Genomic DNA, 16,657 nt, shown 5'->3' with positions numbered 1-16,657 from the left:
ATAATGAAGACAAGATTTTTTGCACTTGCGACGCTCGTCCTCGCACTGGCAGCCTGCAACAACGACAACGAGAACCTGAACGGTGACCCAGTGGCCGCCCAGTTTACCGCCGACATCGCCCTCGCCACCCGCGCCAGCGGAACCACCTGGACTGCTGGCGACCGTATCGGCATCACCGACATCGGCAACGATTCCCAGTACGGCAACGTGCCTTTCATCTTGAAAAACGGGAAATTTGAGGCAGAAGGAAAGGTTATCTATATCGAAGATACAAAGACCCATACTTTCCGCGCCTACTATCCGTACAACGCGGCGGGAGGCATCCTCACAGCCACGACCGATGCCACGGCGCAGCAGAACCAGCCTGCCATCGACTTCCTCTTTGCTTCAGGAGCCACGGGAGACAAAAACAACCCGGTAGTAAGCTTCACCGACAAAACCGCCAAAGGCGGTGAAGACAACTCCTTCCACCACCGCATGAGCCAGATAACCCTTACCTTCGAGGCGGGCGACGGCGTGAATTTCAGCGTGGTCAAGCCTGAACGTTACACGCTGGACGGATTGTTACTCACCGGTACGTTCAACACGGCCGACGGTATTGCCACCGCAGACAACGGGGCACAGACCGGAGAACTGGCCATGAATTTGGCAGACGGCAATCTCACGTCATCAATCATCCTCTTCCCGCAGACAGTTGCATCCCTGCCGTTGGTTGTGAATTACAAAGGTCAGGAATATCATGCCACACTCACCGTGCCCGAAGGCGCACTGCAGGCGGGCAAAAACTACACCTATACCGTCAAGGTACGCAACAAAGTCCTTGAAGTCAGCGAAGCCACCATTGCAAAGTGGAACGATATAGACGGCGGAGAAGTGGGCGCAGACCTGTAAAACATTAATAATTAAGAATTAAGAATGAAGAATTATGAGACATAGATTATTTATCCCCGCAGCCACCGCGCTACTATTCGCCCTCGCTGCCTGCACGCAGGACGAATTGACCGACGACAACCGTCTGCCCGAAGGTGAATACCCCGTATTCATCCGTGCCACTGGACTGTCCGTAGAGGCAACGCCGCAGGCAGCCCCATCAACCCGCGCCACCGTGGACGGCGACTGGCAGGGCGTACAGACTGTGGCACTCAAGATGGGCGACGCTGTAAAGGAATACACCGTAACGGCTTCTACCGATTTCAAGAGTGCCACGCTCTCACGCGAGAACGCCCCACACTACTGGACCAGCCGCGACCCGATTACCGTATCGGCATGGTGGCCCTTCAATAATGCTGACATCACCCAGATGCCTGCCGTGAAGGTGGCTGAAGACCAGAGCCAATTGGCTGACTTCCAGAACAGCGACTTCATCTCTGCCGAAAACCAGACGGTGAAATTTGACGACCCGACACTTGAATTTACCCACCGCACGGCACGCGTGGCAATCGATCTGAAGCCCGGCACGGGATTCACGAGCGTCGCCGGTGCCACGGTGAGCCTCGTAAGCCTGTCTGCCGATAACGGCAACCCGACCGCCATCAAGACCTACAACGCAAGCGGCAACACCTACGAGGCACTGACCGCTCCGCAGACCGTTGTGGCAGGCAAGCCGTTCATCAGGGTGGAACTCGGCAGCGGCACTTTCTACTTCCGTCCGCAGAACAACGTCGTGCTGGCAGCAGGCAGTCGCTATAAATATACCGTTAAGGTGAACGCCACTGGCTTGACGTTAGAGGGCTGCACTATCGGTGACTGGGCTGACGGAGGCGGCGAGAGCGGTGAGGCTGAGGATTTGGGTTATTCTATACAGAACGACGGCAGTTACACGGTCTATAACGCCGACGGCTTGCTGGCATGGAACAAAGCCGTACAAAAAGATGAATCAATAAATTGCACCCTCACCGCCGACATCGACCTGACGGGTAGGGAATGGACACGGATAGGCACATGGCCAGGTTACTCCGGCATCTTTAATGGGCAGGGACACCGCATTACGGGATTAAACTTTTCAGCAGCGACTACTGAACTTTTTGGGTTATTAAATGAACGTGGAGTGATAAAGAACTTACAACTCATAGATGTGAATCTGTATGGCAATAGTGGATCAGCAGCTGGAATAGTGGAGCAAAATAATGGCCAAATCATTGCCTGCTCTGTGACGGGAAAAATTTCTGCATATGGTAGAACTTGTGGTATAGCCGATTTAAATTATGGCAGAATCACCGCTTGCTGGTTCGACGGCACATTGAAAGAGTATGAATCCGGAGCTATAGTGCGTTATAACTACAAAATTATAACTTCCTGTTATTGGGGAGGCAATGTCGGGCAAGGAGTATTCCGTGATCATGGAGAAAAGGTAGATGCCACGAAGGTGGACGGCGCGACAGTGAAATGGCAGACAGCCGTCGACGGCATGAACACCGCCCTCACCGCTGGCGACTACCAGTGGGTACTCGGCACCGACGGTCTGCCCGTATTGCAAAAGAAACAATAACGAACCCTAAACAACACGCATCATGAAACGAACAATCATCCATACATCTGCAGCCATAGCCCTGCTGCTCGGCATTGCCGCCTGCACGCAGGACGAAGCGGGCTTCCTGCAGGAAGGGGCGGAAGGCACACCCATCGTCTTTACCGCCACGGGGCTGAACCCCGCTGCGACAGCCATCGCCAATACCCGTTCCACCGTGGACGGCGACTGGGAGGGTGTGCAGAGCGTGGCAGTCCTGATGGACGGCACGGTGAAGGCATACGACGTGACGCTCACCACCGCCGACCCCGCCAGCGCCACGCTGACCTCCACCGACCCGCACTACTGGACCAACCGCAAAGACATCACCGTCACAGCGTGGTGGCCCTACACCGCTGGCGAGACAACCCCTTCTGCTGTGAAGGTAAAAGCCAACCAAAGTGCCCGGAAAGACTTCGAGGGCAGCGACCTCATCGTAGCCGACGGACAGACGGTGACCTATGGTAGCCCCACGCTCCGCTTCACCCACCGCACGGCGCGGGTAACCATCGTTCTGACGGACTACACCGAGGGGCTGGCATCTGTGCGGCTGACGGGTCTCTCCACCGAAGGCGGCAACCCGGCCGAAATCACCCCGTATGACAAGGGTAGCAACACCTACACCGCCCTCGTAGCCCCACAAAGTGTGGTAGCTGGCACGGCCTTCATTACCTGCACCTTCACTAACGGCAAGACCTTCGTCTATAAGATGAAGAATGCTACCGACTGGCAGGCGGGCGGTGAATATACCTACACAGTCTCCCTCACTGCGGCAAAAGACCCGGGATATACCATAGAGGGCAACGGCAGCTACACCGTGACATCCGCCGATGGCCTGATGCATGTAGCCGATTTAGTGAACGGAGGTAAGACCGACATTAACATTACCCTCGACAAAAACATTGACCTCACAGGCAAAGACTGGACGCCGATAGGCACAGACTACGACAACTCATACAAAGGCACCTTCGACGGTGGCGGCCATACCATTACGGGGCTGACCTTTACAACAAATGACGAATATGCAGGTCTGTTCGGCTGGCTCAATAGAGCTGGTACGGTGAAGAACGTGGTGATGGAGGGCGTACAGATAACAAGCAATCAAATATATGGCGGCAGTATTGGCGGCGTGGTAGGATATGGCTGGGGCACCATTGAAAACTGCTCGGTGTCGGGCAGCGTCAGCGGCACGGTGTATGTCGGCGGTGTGGTGGGTGTTCAAATAGGCGGTTCCATCACCGGATGCAGTTCCTCTGCCACAGTGAAGGGAACGGTCGATGTCGGCGGCGTGGCAGGTCAGACGAATTCGAGTGCCACCCTGACCGCTTGCTATGCCACAGGCAACGTGATCATAGAAATGGACCCCAAAAAGAATATCGCTGGCGGCAGTCTGGTGGGAATGAACGCAGGAAGCAGCCTCCTTGCCTGCTATGCCACGGGCAACGTAACCAGTACGGGTAGTAGCACTGGCTATATGCATATCGGCGGCTTTTTGGGAAATAACTACACCACCGTGACCGCCGGCTATTGGAAGAACAATCATGAACAAGGCATCGGCTACAATAGGGAAAGCACCGGAGCCACGAAGGTGGACGGCTCTGTCGTTACCTGGCAGAAAGCCGTTGATGCCATGAACACCGCCTTGCAGAACGCAGGCTCAGAGTGGCGTTACGAACTTAAAGGAGCATTGCCTACCTTGAGGAAGCAGTAAGCTGTTGCGGGCGGAAAAAGTTCCGCCCGCAACGGAAAGAACCGAAGTATAACCCCAATAAAGAAAGGAGGACGTGATGGAACACACGGAGAATCCACCATATTGGTTTTGGCATCAAGGCATTGTCAATAATAATATAGACTCCAGTGTAAATATGGAAGCTGTAAGCCGGACATTGTCAAGATTAGTGCTCATTAAAGACAACAAATCAAGTAATTAAATTAAAAACATGGGACTTTTTCACAGAGACAAGAAAAATAATGACGATGAGCCGGACAGTGTTCAAACCAATTCATTCTCTGATATTATGAATGGTTTGCAATACGCCGTAAACTGTGCACAAGATACATTGCAGAATCATCAGATACAAAATCTGACCAGACTTTTTGAAGGAACAAATGCAAATAACGCAAATACGTTCCAATCGAAAAAAAATCATGGTTGGAGACAAGACTATTGATATTCCACTTATAGCCTTGATATCCCATCATTATCTTGCAATGGATAATGTGCAGATAAAGTTCAAGGCGAAGGTCGGAAGCGTGGAATCACAGATCCCGGAAAACAACTTGCTGTTATCCAGTCCGCACAGAGCCAATCTCCAGATGCAGATGAGCAACATAAAACCGGATGCGGATGATGTCATGGAGGTTTGCGTCAATTTTAAGGTTCAGGAGACTCCGGAGAGCATTACTGATATACACATGGCCGGGCAACGTGCGTGAGCTTCGGCAGAAGATAATGGGAGCCGTATTACAGGCGCAGGAAGGTGTGGTCACGAAAGAGCATCTGGAACTTGCCGTGACGAAACTGACCTCACCTGTCAGCTTCGCCCTGCGCAATGACGCGGAGGATAAGGAGCGGATATTGCGTGCGTTAAAACAGACAAACGGCAACCGGAGTGCCGCTGCCGAACTGCTTGGAATAAGCAGAACAACTCTATATGGCAAACTTGAAGAATATGGATTGAAATATAAATTCAGGCAACCATAGCCGATTTTGTTGAATTTGACTATCTGCAAAGGTTTGTTATTCAAAAAATAATATTACCTTTGCATTTAGGAAAAGCGTTCTTTTGAATTACTGCAAAACGAGGTAAAACACAGAATTTCGCTGGTTTCTAAATCGTTACCTATTAAGCCGAGATATTTTGTAAGCTATTGAATTTTAGCAAGAAAGGAAATCCTTTATGTCTTGCACTATAACTACTGAGTGCCGACTGCATTCCTAGGCACTGCCTGAGCACTGCCAGACGTTGGTTGAATGCCCTGAGCGCCGCCTGGTATTCCCGGTATGCCGCTTCCGTGCCTTCCTCACTTTGTAATATGGGGAATAAATAAGGAGAGTCCTTGTCCTTGTTCGCTATCATTCTCACCATTTGCATAGCTTCCGGCGTCAATGACACGGTCAGTGCCCGTCCCGTCTTCCTGCGTCTATAAGACAAGGTGTTTCCTTGTAAATCCCTCTTATGCAAATAGGCCAGGTCCACAAAAGGAATCCCTCTTAGCATAAACATCAGTACAAAGAAAATTTTTGTTTTCTGTCGGGTGTTGGGAGATTGGCCGTCCTGCAGGCTCATCTCTGTCTCCCGTACCAAGCAGCCTATGTCGGAAGCTTCGAGCGCCTTTTTCCTATCTGTCCGTGTACCGGTATACACATGCTCAAACAGCCTGGGTACATATCGCACCATCTTTCTGTCCACTGCCCGGTTGTAAACCGAACGTATCACTTTGATATAAGTGGACACTGTATTCCAACTACAATTCCTCTGTCTGAGGAAGTTTTCGAATCTCTTCAGTACGGTCGGGCTCAGCTTGCGCATGGGCATCGGTTGCCATTTGGTGAATGCCGAGAATGCATTCACCGCTGACTGGTAGATGTGTGCCGTCCCCCACCTGCCGCCTTCCCGGAGTTCCCCGATGACTGAGGAGAACATCTCTTGTAAGGTAATTTCATTTCTGCTCATTTCCAAATTATTTATAAAAAGGTTTATCCTGCAATTATAAATAAATTGAGAGCAAGTGCAAAGGCATCATTCTGAAATCTGCGAAACGGGAATGATGCCGTATCCGACAGCTTATTTGTTGGCTAACGTCTGTTTAGTGGCTGATATACGTATCCTGGAAGAACCGCTTGTTATCATTCAGGCTGCAAGTGGCATCCACTCCGGCTTGTTGCAGGCGTTCGGCAATCTCATTCAGTTTCTTCCTCGAAACCCTTCCGATATAGAACAGACGGTAGCGGTAATCGTTGTCCAGCAATTCCATGACGTGCGTGAAATTCTGTTCGCGGGCAAAGTCGAAGTTTACTTTTCTTAGGTTCTGGTACGGATAGCGGATAGTCCTGCCTACGCTGTGTATGATGAGGCCGTTATTGTCCAACGTCAGGTAGCAGAAGCGGGTCATCAGCATGCTGATGAAAAAAAGACTTAATGCAAACGAAATGATAGCCGGGATGAAGCCCCTGCCACTGATGGAATAATATCCCAATATAAGGAATATCAGGAATAAGACAAAGAACCAGAACATATAGAGTGACGGACGCTGGTATGTTTCTGTGGGAACCTCTGCGACTGTCCGTTCCCTCGGTGCGTAGTTGTCGAAGGGGATTTCTTGGGAGACCAGGTAGCGGATGACCGAGGAAGGGTGACGGAAAGGAGGCAGATAGATTACTTTTTCTTTTCCTTCCTTTAGATGTAAAGTCAGTATGCCCGGACCATATTTGTCTTTCGCAGCCAAGTTGCTTTTGCGGGGAACCTGGTGGTAACGCTTCATGAAACTGAAACTCTTGATTTGGTGCAGTCCGATGTGCTGGCTTTGCAGCAGTTGTTCGGCTCTTTTCTGTTCTTTACTGGTCACTTCCATAGTTCTTATTTTTTAAGTTCGGGATAACTGATGCGGGTATGGTATATAGTCTTCAGCTTCTCCTTGAATACGTTCTTCACGGTGGCAATATCCTTGAAGGTGATGGGGCATTCCTTGAAATAGCCTTCTGCCACTTGCGAATCGATAATCTTGTCTACCAGGTTGCTGATGCTCTCTTCCGTATATTCGGGCAGACTGCGTGAAGCGGCTTCCACCGAATCGGCCATCATCAGGATAGCCTGCTCTTTGGTGAACGGGTTGGGACCGGGGTAGGTGAATGCCTCCTCGTTAGGGTCTTCACCGGGGTGCTCGTTTTTCCAGGAGATATAGAAATACTTCGTTTTCCCACGGCCATGGTGAGTGGTGATGAAATCCTTGATTACTTTGGGGAGATTGTTCTTCTCGGCCAGCTTCAGCCCGTCCGTCACATGGCTGATGACGACTTGGGCACTTTGCTCATAGCCCAGATTCTTGTGCGGATTGACTCCACCCGACTGGTTCTCGGTGAAGAACACCGGATTCTCCATCTTGCCGATGTCATGATACAGCGCTCCGGTACGTACCAGCTGGCTTTTGGCTCCGATACGGTTGGCCGCTTCCGCCGCAAGGTTGGCAACCTGCATGGAATGCTGGAAGGTGCCGGGAACTGTCTCGGACATGCGGCGCAGCAGGCTGTTGTTGATGTTGGACAATTCGACCAGGGTGACATTGGAGGTAAAGCCAAACGTCTTTTCCACCAGGAAGAGCAGGGGATAGGTGAACAGCAGCAACACTCCGTTAATGACGAAATAAGTGTACATGCTTCCGTTGATTTTTGTCAAGTCGTTTTCTGTAATCAGCTCGAAAGCAAAGTAGACGGCAGCGTAGGTCAATATGACGAGGAAGGCTGTCCGGAACAGTTGCGACCGTTGTGAAAGTTCCCTCAGACTGAAGATGGCAACCAGTCCCGCCGAGAGTTGCAGAAGAATGAATTCATGCGGATAGCGCAGGCAGATGGAGCATATCAGTATGGTGGTGACTTGTGCGATGAAGGCCGTGCGTGAGTCGAGGAACACCCGGATGATGACCGGCAGCATGGCATACGGGATGATATAGACATTGAATATGTTGTTGGCAACCATGATGGCCGTCACCACGCAATAGAACATGATGAGGGCGAAGAGCAGGGAGAGGCTGCCCTTGCGCTTGTAGTAATCTTTACGGAACAAGTCGAGGTAGAGCATGAAACACAGCATGAAGATACTGACAAACAATACCTGCCCCGCCAGCATCAACCGTTTTTGCCCGATGGACTCACTGCGTTTGATGGATTCTTTCCGTAGACTCTCAAGGATGTTGTATGTCTCCTGGCTGACAATCTCGCCGCGGTCGATGATTTTCTGTCCGCTCAGTACGATGCCGTTGGCCCATGAATAGTTGTCGAGCATCTCCTTCTTAGCGGTTTCGGTCCGCTGCTCGTCATAGGTCAGATTAGGGAACAGATATTCGTTCAGCGAGCATTGCCGTAGAATGTCCGGGCGGTAGTGGGCGGTATCGGCCGTGAGTATATAGTTATAGGCATCCTTCACCGAATATACCTTGTTGATGTCCTGCTGGTTGGCCAGTTTGTCGTTAATGACCATGATGGCGGTTGTGCTGTCCTTATGCAGTTGGTTCAGCTCTTCGGTAGAAACGATGCCGGCGCGATATACTTCAGAGAGTTTCCTTTCCAGAAAGCGGACGTAGTCGGTGGAGGGAAGCAGGCCGCGCAGGTGGGTCTGATAGTCTGCCTTCAACTTGGCGAGCACACTTTTCTCAATGCTTTTGTCCAGCTGGAAATACGGCTGGAAGGCGGCGAGGATACTGTCTTGCTCGCGTTTCACCACTTCATCGGCCTTATAGATGGGGAAGTCGAAGGTGGCCATGAGCTGTCCGTACTTCCAGGGCTTGTCAATGTCGAACTGGTAGTTGAATTTACCGTCACGTGGCAGAAAATAGACAATAATCCCCACAGTGCCGATGAATATCAGTGCTCTGTATAGCAAATCTCTGAGCGAGAACTCTTTTTTTGTATTGAAATAACTCATATCGGCTGAAATTTTTGCGAAAAGTACAAAAAAAAACATTAGTGTGGAAAAAAAGGTTTAATTTTGCCGTCTAAAATATTCATAAGTAAGGTAGATTATGACAGAAAGAAAGGTCAGAGTCCGTTTTGCCCCGAGTCCTACGGGGGCGTTGCACATCGGCGGTGTGCGTACAGCTTTATACAATTATCTCTTTGCGCGTCAGCATGGAGGAGATTTTATATTTCGTATTGAAGATACTGATTCCAACCGGTTTGTACCGGGTGCGGAAGAATATATCCTGGAGTCTTTCAAGTGGTTGGGCATCCCGTTTGACGAGGGCGTGAGTTTCGGTGGAGACCATGGCCCGTACCGTCAGTCGGAACGTCGGGAAATATACAAGAAGTATGTTCAGATTCTGCTGGAGGCCGGAAAAGCCTACATCGCTTTCGATACTCCTGAGGAGCTGGAAGCAAAGCGTGCGGAGATTGCGAATTTCCAGTACGATGCTTCTACCCGCATGCAGATGCGCAATTCACTGACCCTTCCTAAAGAAGAGGTAGACGCGCTGATTGCTGCCGGTAAGCAGTACGTGGTGCGTTTCAAGATAGAGCCGAACGAAGATGTGCATGTGAACGACCTGATTCGTGGGGAAGTAGTGATAAACTCTTCCATTCTTGATGACAAGGTTCTTTATAAATCGGCAGATGAACTTCCTACTTACCATCTGGCCAATATTGTGGACGACCATTTGATGGAAGTGTCCCATGTGATACGCGGTGAGGAATGGTTGCCTTCCGCACCGTTGCATGTATTGCTCTACCGTGCCTTTGGGTGGGAGGATACCATGCCTGCCTTTGCGCATTTGCCCTTGTTGCTGAAGCCCGAGGGTAACGGCAAATTGAGTAAGCGTGACGGCGACCGTCTGGGCTTCCCGGTTTTCCCGTTGGAGTGGCATGACCCCAAGTCGGGAGATGTCTCTTCAGGCTACCGCGAATCAGGCTATCTGCCCGAAGCGGTCATTAATTTCCTGGCTCTGCTGGGCTGGAATCCGGGCAATGACCAGGAACTGATGTCTATGGATGAATTGGTGAAATTGTTTGATTTGAGCCATTGCAGCAAGTCGGGTGCCAAATTCGACTATAAGAAAGGTATCTGGTTCAACCATGAGTACATCATGATGAAACCGGATGCGGAGATAGCTTGTCTTTTCAGACCGGTGCTGGAGTCCAACGGCATAGACGCCTCCAACTATAGCGACGAGTTCCTTACGAAAGTGGTTTCACTGGTGAAGGGACGCGTCAACTTCGTAAAGGAACTGTGGGACCAGACCCGTTTTTTCTTCGTAGCCCCCACGGAATATGCGGCAAAGGATGTGAAGAAGCGTTGGTCGGAAGATACTCCCCGCATCATGACCGAATTGATGGATGTGTTGCGCGGCATCGGAGATTTCTCCTCCAAGCCTTCCGAAGATATTGTGATTGGTTGGATTACTGAGCGTGGCTATCACATGGGAAATGTGATGAATGCCTTCCGCTTGTCAGTGGTGGGCGAGTGTAAAGGCCCGCACATGTTCGACATTACCGAGCTGATTGGCAAGGAAGAGACGTTGGCCCGTATACAGCGTGCTGTTGATGCTTTAAAGTGAATAAATCTTCTTCATCCTTAATCCATATAGTATGCTATATGACTTGGCAATAGCCATCTACGATATTCTGGTGCATCTGGCTGCTCCATTTAGCCGTAAGCCCCGAAAAATGATGAAGGGACACTGGGTGGTCTATGAACTTCTCCGGCAGCAGTTGGAGAAGGACGTGCGCTATATATGGTTCCATGCCGCTTCTTTGGGGGAGTTCGAGCAGGGACGGCCGTTGATTGAGAAAATTCGTGCCAAATATCCGGATTACGGTATTCTGCTGACTTTCTTCTCGCCGTCGGGCTATGAGGTCCGCAAGAATTATAGGGGGGCAGACGTTGTCTGTTACTTGCCTTTCGACAAGTCCCGCAATGTGAAGAAGTTCCTGGATATCGTGAATCCCTGCATGGCATTCTTCATCAAGTACGAGTTCTGGAAGAACTATCTGGACGAACTGCACAAGCGCCGTATTCCGGTGTACAGCATTTCTTCCATTTTCCGCCGCGGACAAGTATTCTTCAAGTGGTATGGCGGTACGTACAGACATGTGCTGCGCGACTTCGACCATTTGTTTGTGCAGAATGAACGCTCCAAACGCTATCTGGCGAAGATAGGTATCAGCCGTGTCACGGTGGTGGGGGATACCCGTTTTGACCGTGTGCTGCAGATTCGTGAGGAGGCCAAACATCTGCCTTTGGTGGAGCTTTTCAAGAACAACACGATGACTTTCGTGGCAGGAAGCTCCTGGCAGCCGGACGAGGATTTGTTTATTGAATACTTTAACCAGCATCCAGAGGTGAAGTTGGTTATCGCTCCGCACGTTATCGACGAAAACCATCTGGTAGAGATTATCCGTAAACTGAAACGCCCCTACGTGCGCTATACCCGTGCCGACGAGAAGAATGTCCGTAAGGCCGACTGCCTGATTATCGACTGCTTCGGGTTGCTCTCTTCCATCTACCGCTATGGCGAGATTGCCTATATCGGAGGTGGTTTCGGAGTGGGAATCCACAATACTCTTGAGGCTGCAGTTTATGGCATTCCGGTGATTTTCGGACCGAAGTATCAGAAATTCCAGGAGGCCATCCAGTTGCTGGAGGCAAAAGGCGCTTTCTCGGTGAAGGATTATGAGGAACTGAAAACTTTGCTCGACCGTATGCTGACAGATGAAGTCTTTTTGCGCGAATCAGGCATGAATGCAAGCAATTATGTGACCGGCAACGCCGGTGCAACGGATAAGATAATGAGTATGATAAACTTTTAGAAAAGTAAAGAGTGATAAAAGCGATAGGGCGGTAAAGGTGATGGAATGGCATCCCTTTATCGCCCTGCCTTTTTGGGGCGCCTTGTCTCCCTTTATTTGTACCAGTCGGAATACATCAGATAGTTGTGTGCAATCTTCTGGTTCAGCTCCTTGGCCTGCTCCGGATCTACTTTCTTGATGAACTTGGCGGGGACTCCTCCCCAGATGCTTCCCGGCTCGATGACCGTATTGCTCAATACCAGGGAACCAGCGGCGACAATAGCCCCTTCGCCCACTACTGCGTGGTCAAGGATGGTGGAACCCATCCCTACCAAAGCATAGTTCTTGATAGTGGCTCCGTGGATGGTCACGTTGTGCCCCACGGATACGTGGTCTCCTATCTCTATGGTCGATTTCTCGTACAAGGTGTGGAGCACGCTTCCATCCTGGATGTTTACTCCGTTCCCTATGCGGATTGAGTTTACGTCACCCCGCAGCACGGTGCTGAACCAGATGCTGCAATCCCGTCCCGTCTTGACGTCGCCAATGACAACCGCATTGTCCGCCAAAAAACAATTCTCCCCGATTTCGGGAGTGAATCCTCTTACTGATTTTATTAATGCCATTTTTTTAGTGATTAGTGGTTAGGTTACTGCATGCTTCCTTCAGCCATTCCCGTTCTCCTTCGTTCAGGCTTGGCGAAAGTGCCTCGTATACATGCTGGTGATAGTTGTCCAGCCATGCCGTTTCCTCTGCCGTCAGCATCTCTTTGATGATACCTTTCTTGCAGATGGGGCAGAGGGTAATGGTTTCGAACTTCAGGTAATTTCCGAACATGCCTTCACCGTCCTTCACGGTCAGCACCAGGTTTTCCGTGCGTATTCCATGGCTTCCGGCTTTATAAACGCCCGGTTCGTTGGAAGTGACCATTCCCGGCCGTAGGGTTACCGGATTCTCATTCATGCGGATGCTTTGCGGACCTTCGTGCACATTGAGGAAATGGCCTACGCCGTGCCCGGTACCATGCAGGAAGTTCATGTGGTATTGCCATATCGGCATGCGGGCCAGTACATCCAGTTGCGCTCCTCGCGTACCTTCCGGGAAGACAGCCATGGCGAGGTCGATATGTCCTTTCAGTATCAGGGTGTAGTCCGTCTTCTCTTCTTCGGTCAGTTTCCCCAGTGCGATGGTGCGGGTGATGTCGGTAGTGCCGTCCAGGTATTGCGCACCCGAGTCCAGCAGCAGGAATCCCTCGGGTTTCAGTGGCACGTCCGTTGCCGGAGTGGCTTCGTAGTGTACGATGGCTCCATGTTCCTTGTACCCGGCAATGGTGTCGAAGCTTTCTCCCATGTAGAGTGGCTGTGCGGCACGGAATTCGTGCAGTTTCTTGTCTACGCTGATTTCTGTCTCGTTGCCTGCGGGAACGGCCTCCTCCAGCCATTTCAGGAACTTCACCAGTGCCACTCCGTCGCGTTGCATGGCTGCGTGGATGCCGGCTATTTCCCGGTCATTGCGGACCGCTTTCAGCAAGGCTATCGGTGAGCGCTCGTCAAGTACCCGGCAGGAAGGGGGGAGGGCGGAATAAACGGCATAATTCGTCTTTCCCATGTCGAGCATGATGCTGCCGTCCGGTATTCTTGTCACAAAGGATTCGGTGTCCCCATAAGCATGGATGGTGACGCCGGCTTCTTCCAGATAGGCTGAAAGCTCTTCCGTTACTTTCTCGGGCTGGATGAAAAAGTGTGTTTCTTGTTCGTTGATTATCAGGTAGCTTACTACTACGGGGTTGCAATGCACATCGTTGCCGCGTATGTTGAGTGTCCATGCTATCTCGTCCAATGCCGACACCAATAATACGTCCGCTTCACTCTTTTTCATCTCCCGGCGGATAGCAGCCAGTTTGTCCGGACAGCTTTTCCCGGCGTATTTCATCTCGTGGATAAAGGCGGGTGCTTCGGGCATGGGAGGGCGGTCTGTCCATATCTCATTCATCGGGTCGGCAATGCTCTTTACGGTGATGTCGTTTTTTGCCAGATCCTCTTGCAGGGCTATGGCTTGTGTGGTGGAAAATACCTTCCCGTCTATACCTACAACTGAATTCGCTGTAAGGTTCTCCCGCAGGAAATCGAGGATGCTGGGCGTTTCGGGCAGCATTTCCTTGTATAAGTCGATGCCGCTGCCTTCCAGCTGCTGCTCGGCTTGGAGAAAATAGCGGGAATCTGTCCACAGTCCCGCCTTGTCGCTGGTGATCACCGCCGTGCCTGCCGAACCGGTGAAGCCTGATATCCATTCTCTTGATTTCCAGTACGGTGCTACGTACTCGCTTAGGTGCGGGTCGGTACTGGGGATAATGAAAGCGTCTATGCCTTCTCTTTTTAACAATGCCCGTAGAGCATCTATACGTTGATTGATTGTCTGAGCCATATTTTTATAAATGTAATTAAGTAGGCGTGTAAATGAGTTTATAATCTCTCCATTCTCTGCTTTCAAAGTTACACATTCTCTTTTAAAAATGTGCTATGCTTCACGGATTTTAGCGGATTGGCTCAATAAAAACATCTTTCCCTTTGCTCATTCGTTTGATAATTAGGAATCATGGGTAATTTTTTTGCAGAAAGTTTTGTGAATAAAGAAAGTATGTGTAATTTTGCCGCTCAATTTAATCGTGAGATTTTTAAACCATTAACATTTAATTAAAAGAAAATGATTGTAGTACCTGTAAAAGAAGGCGAAAACATTGAAAAAGCGCTGAAGAAATTCAAAAGAAAGTTTGAAAAAACTGGCACAGTTAAGGAATTGAGACGCAGACAACAATTTGATAAACCGTCTGTGACTAAAAGACTTAAGAAAGAACGTGCTGTTTACGTTCAACAACTTCAGCAAGTAGAAGATTAATAATTCGTAAATTCCTTTGAATTATTGAATTCTTTTTCATACATTCGTTGCATGATTTTAGATATGTAGCGATATGTTGTTGACAGATTCTTTTCTTGACTATCTTCTGCATGAGCGGAACTATTCCAAAGGTACGGTTGAGTACTATCGGGCAGATATTCTTGAACTGCAGAGGTTTGGAGAAGAAATGTTGGGAGACTTGACTCCATCGGATGTAGATGCGGAACTTGTTCGTGAATGGATTGCTTCCTTGATGGACAAAGGACTTGCTTCTAATACGATAAACCGAAAGCTGAGTTCTATCCGGACATACTATAAATTCCTTTTGAGGAGAGGCGAGGTCGCGGTAGATCCGTTGCGGAAAGTGACGAGGCCCAAGAAGAAAAAGCCGCTTCCGGTATTTCTGAGAGAGGGTGAGATGAATAGGTTGCTGGATGATATGGACTTTGGTGAAGGTTTTGAAGGGTGTCGCGACCATATGATTATTGAAATGTTTTATGCTACCGGCATGCGACTTTCAGAATTGATAGGGTTGGATGATAAGGATGTCGATTTTTCGGCTTCTCTCGTTAAAGTGACGGGAAAACGGAATAAACAACGTCTTATACCTTTCGATGAGGAGCTGGGACGCTCGATGCGAGAATATGTCAATGTGCGGAATGAAGCTGTCCCGGTTCGCTCGGATGCTTTTTTTGTCCGGAAGAATGGAAAAAGGCTTTACCGCAGTATCGTAGCATGCCTTGTGAAACGAAACCTTTCGAAGGTAGTGACTGTAAAAAAAAGAAGTCCCCACGTGCTGAGGCACACCTTTGCAACGGCTATGCTGAACAATGGTGCTGATTTAGGCTCGATAAAAGAACTCCTCGGACACGAGAGTCTGGCGACAACGGAAGTTTATACGCATACTACTTTTGAAGAGCTTAAAAAAGTGTATAATCAGGCTCATCCCCGAGCCTAAAGTAAAAAGGAGGTAAGTATGGAAGTAAGAATTCAATCGATTCACTTTGATGCGTCAGAGCAATTGCAGTCTTTCGTTCAAAAGAAAGTTGCTAAGTTGGAGAAATTTTACGACGATATAAAGAAAGTAGAGGTGTCATTAAAGGTAGTAAAACCAGAAACAGCCGAAAATAAAGAAGCCGGAGTGAAAGTATTGGTTCCCAATGGCGAGTTTTATGCAAACAAGGTTTGTGATACGTTTGAAGAAGCAGTGGATTTATGCCTGGAAGCTTTGGAAAAACAGCTGGTTAAGTACAAGGAAAAGCAACGGAGCAAATAATTTTCCGCTAAAATTTTGCGGGTAAAAAATAAATGCCTAAATTTGCAGCCGTTTCGCTCACACTATGAACGTTACGGTTGCATTTTTTAGCTTGCCTCTTTAGCTCAGTTGGCCAGAGCACGTGATTTGTAATCTCGGGGTCGTTGGTTCGAATCCGACAAGAGGCTCGCTCAAGGATGAGTGGAATGAGTCTTTCTTCACGAGGTGGAGATGATATGAGAACGGAAATCGTCCGGGTAAAGTTCACTCTGCGATGATTTAGTAAGGAAAAGAGTTCTTTTTGTAATGTAGGGGCAAATACCAGAGTGGCCAAATGGGGCAGACTGTAAATCTGCTGGCTTACGCCTTCGGTGGTTCGAATCCATCTTTGCCCACAACTCTTATTCTCCTTGCTGTTATAGCTCAGCGGTAGAGCACTTCCTTGGTAAGGAAGAGGTCCCGGGTTCAAGTCCCGGTAACAGCTCACAAAGATGTAAAAGCTGAT

The 16,657-nt window shown here is 49.6% G+C and carries 13 protein-coding genes, 3 tRNA genes and 2 pseudogenes; 13 read left to right on the top strand and 5 right to left on the bottom strand.

Features of this window, described 5'->3' with window-relative positions:
* Positions 1-3: 3 nt before the first annotated feature.
* From DW896_RS17480 to DW896_RS17460, 5 genes and pseudogenes are all read left to right on the top strand, one after another.
* Positions 4-891, top strand: coding sequence for a fimbrillin family protein (locus tag DW896_RS17480; RefSeq protein WP_117589737.1), 888 nt, complete (start codon positions 4-6; stop codon positions 889-891).
* A gap of 34 nt (positions 892-925) precedes the next feature.
* Entirely contained in the window at positions 926-2,488 is a 1,563-nt protein-coding gene (locus tag DW896_RS17475; RefSeq protein WP_117589730.1) for a fimbrillin family protein, read from the top strand.
* 22 nt (positions 2,489-2,510) lie between these two features.
* Positions 2,511-4,217: a fimbrillin family protein gene (locus DW896_RS17470; protein ID WP_117689034.1), complete on the top strand. Its 1,707-nt coding sequence runs from the start codon at positions 2,511-2,513 to the stop codon at positions 4,215-4,217.
* Between the two features lie 398 nt (positions 4,218-4,615).
* The gene (locus tag DW896_RS21765) at positions 4,616-4,942 is read left to right on the top strand and encodes a DUF2589 domain-containing protein (RefSeq protein WP_310592099.1); all 327 of its coding nucleotides are present in this window, start codon (positions 4,616-4,618) and stop codon (positions 4,940-4,942) included.
* Positions 4,899-5,210: pseudogene (locus DW896_RS17460) on the top strand (helix-turn-helix domain-containing protein); the annotation flags it as partial. The gene DW896_RS21765 and the pseudogene DW896_RS17460, both read left to right, overlap by 44 nt.
* Positions 5,211-5,406: 196 nt before the next feature.
* Here the strand turns inward: DW896_RS17460 and DW896_RS17455 are convergent.
* The 3 genes and pseudogenes from DW896_RS17455 to DW896_RS17445 all read right to left on the bottom strand — a co-directional run.
* Positions 5,407-6,183, bottom strand: a pseudogene (locus tag DW896_RS17455) (tyrosine-type recombinase/integrase); the annotation flags it as partial.
* 133 nt (positions 6,184-6,316) lie between these two features.
* The gene (locus DW896_RS17450; protein ID WP_005825742.1) at positions 6,317-7,081 is read right to left on the bottom strand and encodes a hypothetical protein; all 765 of its coding nucleotides are present in this window, start codon (positions 7,079-7,081) and stop codon (positions 6,317-6,319) included.
* Positions 7,082-7,086: 5 nt separating this feature from the next.
* Positions 7,087-9,147 carry an HD family phosphohydrolase gene (locus tag DW896_RS17445; RefSeq protein WP_009037308.1) on the bottom strand — a complete coding sequence of 687 codons (2,061 nt, stop codon included), beginning with the start codon at positions 9,145-9,147 and terminating at the stop codon, positions 7,087-7,089.
* Positions 9,148-9,244: 97 nt separating this feature from the next.
* On the opposite strand from DW896_RS17445, the gene gltX reads away from it, so the two are divergent.
* A complete protein-coding gene (gene gltX, locus DW896_RS17440; protein ID WP_117588580.1) occupies positions 9,245-10,771 on the top strand; it encodes a glutamate--tRNA ligase in 1,527 nt (508 codons plus the stop codon).
* Between the two features lie 31 nt (positions 10,772-10,802).
* Positions 10,803-12,023, top strand: a complete 1,221-nt coding sequence (locus tag DW896_RS17435) for a 3-deoxy-D-manno-octulosonic acid transferase (protein ID WP_005825739.1) — start codon at positions 10,803-10,805, stop codon at positions 12,021-12,023.
* Between the two features lie 92 nt (positions 12,024-12,115).
* On the opposite strand, the gene DW896_RS17430 is transcribed toward DW896_RS17435, so the two are convergent.
* Positions 12,116-12,628, bottom strand: coding sequence for a gamma carbonic anhydrase family protein (locus DW896_RS17430; RefSeq protein WP_022401597.1), 513 nt, complete (start codon positions 12,626-12,628; stop codon positions 12,116-12,118).
* A gap of 4 nt (positions 12,629-12,632) precedes the next feature.
* Entirely contained in the window at positions 12,633-14,426 is a 1,794-nt protein-coding gene (locus DW896_RS17425) for an aminopeptidase P family protein (protein ID WP_008661879.1), read from the bottom strand.
* Between the two features lie 279 nt (positions 14,427-14,705).
* On the opposite strand from DW896_RS17425, the gene rpsU reads away from it, so the two are divergent.
* The 6 genes from rpsU to DW896_RS17395 all read left to right on the top strand — a co-directional run bounded on the left by rpsU (position 14,706) and on the right by DW896_RS17395 (position 16,636).
* The gene (rpsU, locus tag DW896_RS17420; RefSeq protein ID WP_005825735.1) at positions 14,706-14,897 is read left to right on the top strand and encodes a 30S ribosomal protein S21; all 192 of its coding nucleotides are present in this window, start codon (positions 14,706-14,708) and stop codon (positions 14,895-14,897) included.
* Between the two features lie 73 nt (positions 14,898-14,970).
* Positions 14,971-15,855 carry a site-specific tyrosine recombinase/integron integrase gene (gene xerA / locus DW896_RS17415; protein ID WP_119993586.1) on the top strand — a complete coding sequence of 295 codons (885 nt, stop codon included), beginning with the start codon at positions 14,971-14,973 and terminating at the stop codon, positions 15,853-15,855.
* 18 nt (positions 15,856-15,873) lie between these two features.
* Positions 15,874-16,173 (top strand): ribosome hibernation-promoting factor, HPF/YfiA family, encoded by a 300-nt coding sequence (hpf, locus tag DW896_RS17410; RefSeq protein ID WP_005825731.1) that lies wholly within the window; start codon positions 15,874-15,876, stop codon positions 16,171-16,173.
* A gap of 93 nt (positions 16,174-16,266) precedes the next feature.
* Positions 16,267-16,340 (top strand) — tRNA-Thr (locus DW896_RS17405).
* A 124-nt stretch (positions 16,341-16,464) separates the two neighbouring features.
* Positions 16,465-16,547, top strand: a tRNA-Tyr gene (locus DW896_RS17400).
* Positions 16,548-16,564: 17 nt separating this feature from the next.
* A tRNA-Thr gene (locus DW896_RS17395) sits at positions 16,565-16,636 on the top strand.
* Positions 16,637-16,657 lie beyond the last annotated feature (21 nt).

It is taken from the genome of Bacteroides sp. AM41-16 (genome assembly GCF_003603495.1).
GTDB lineage: Bacteria > Bacteroidota > Bacteroidia > Bacteroidales > Bacteroidaceae > Bacteroides > Bacteroides uniformis.
Note: the sequence above shows the minus strand (reverse complement) of the source record. Positions and strands in the feature narration are given on the sequence as shown.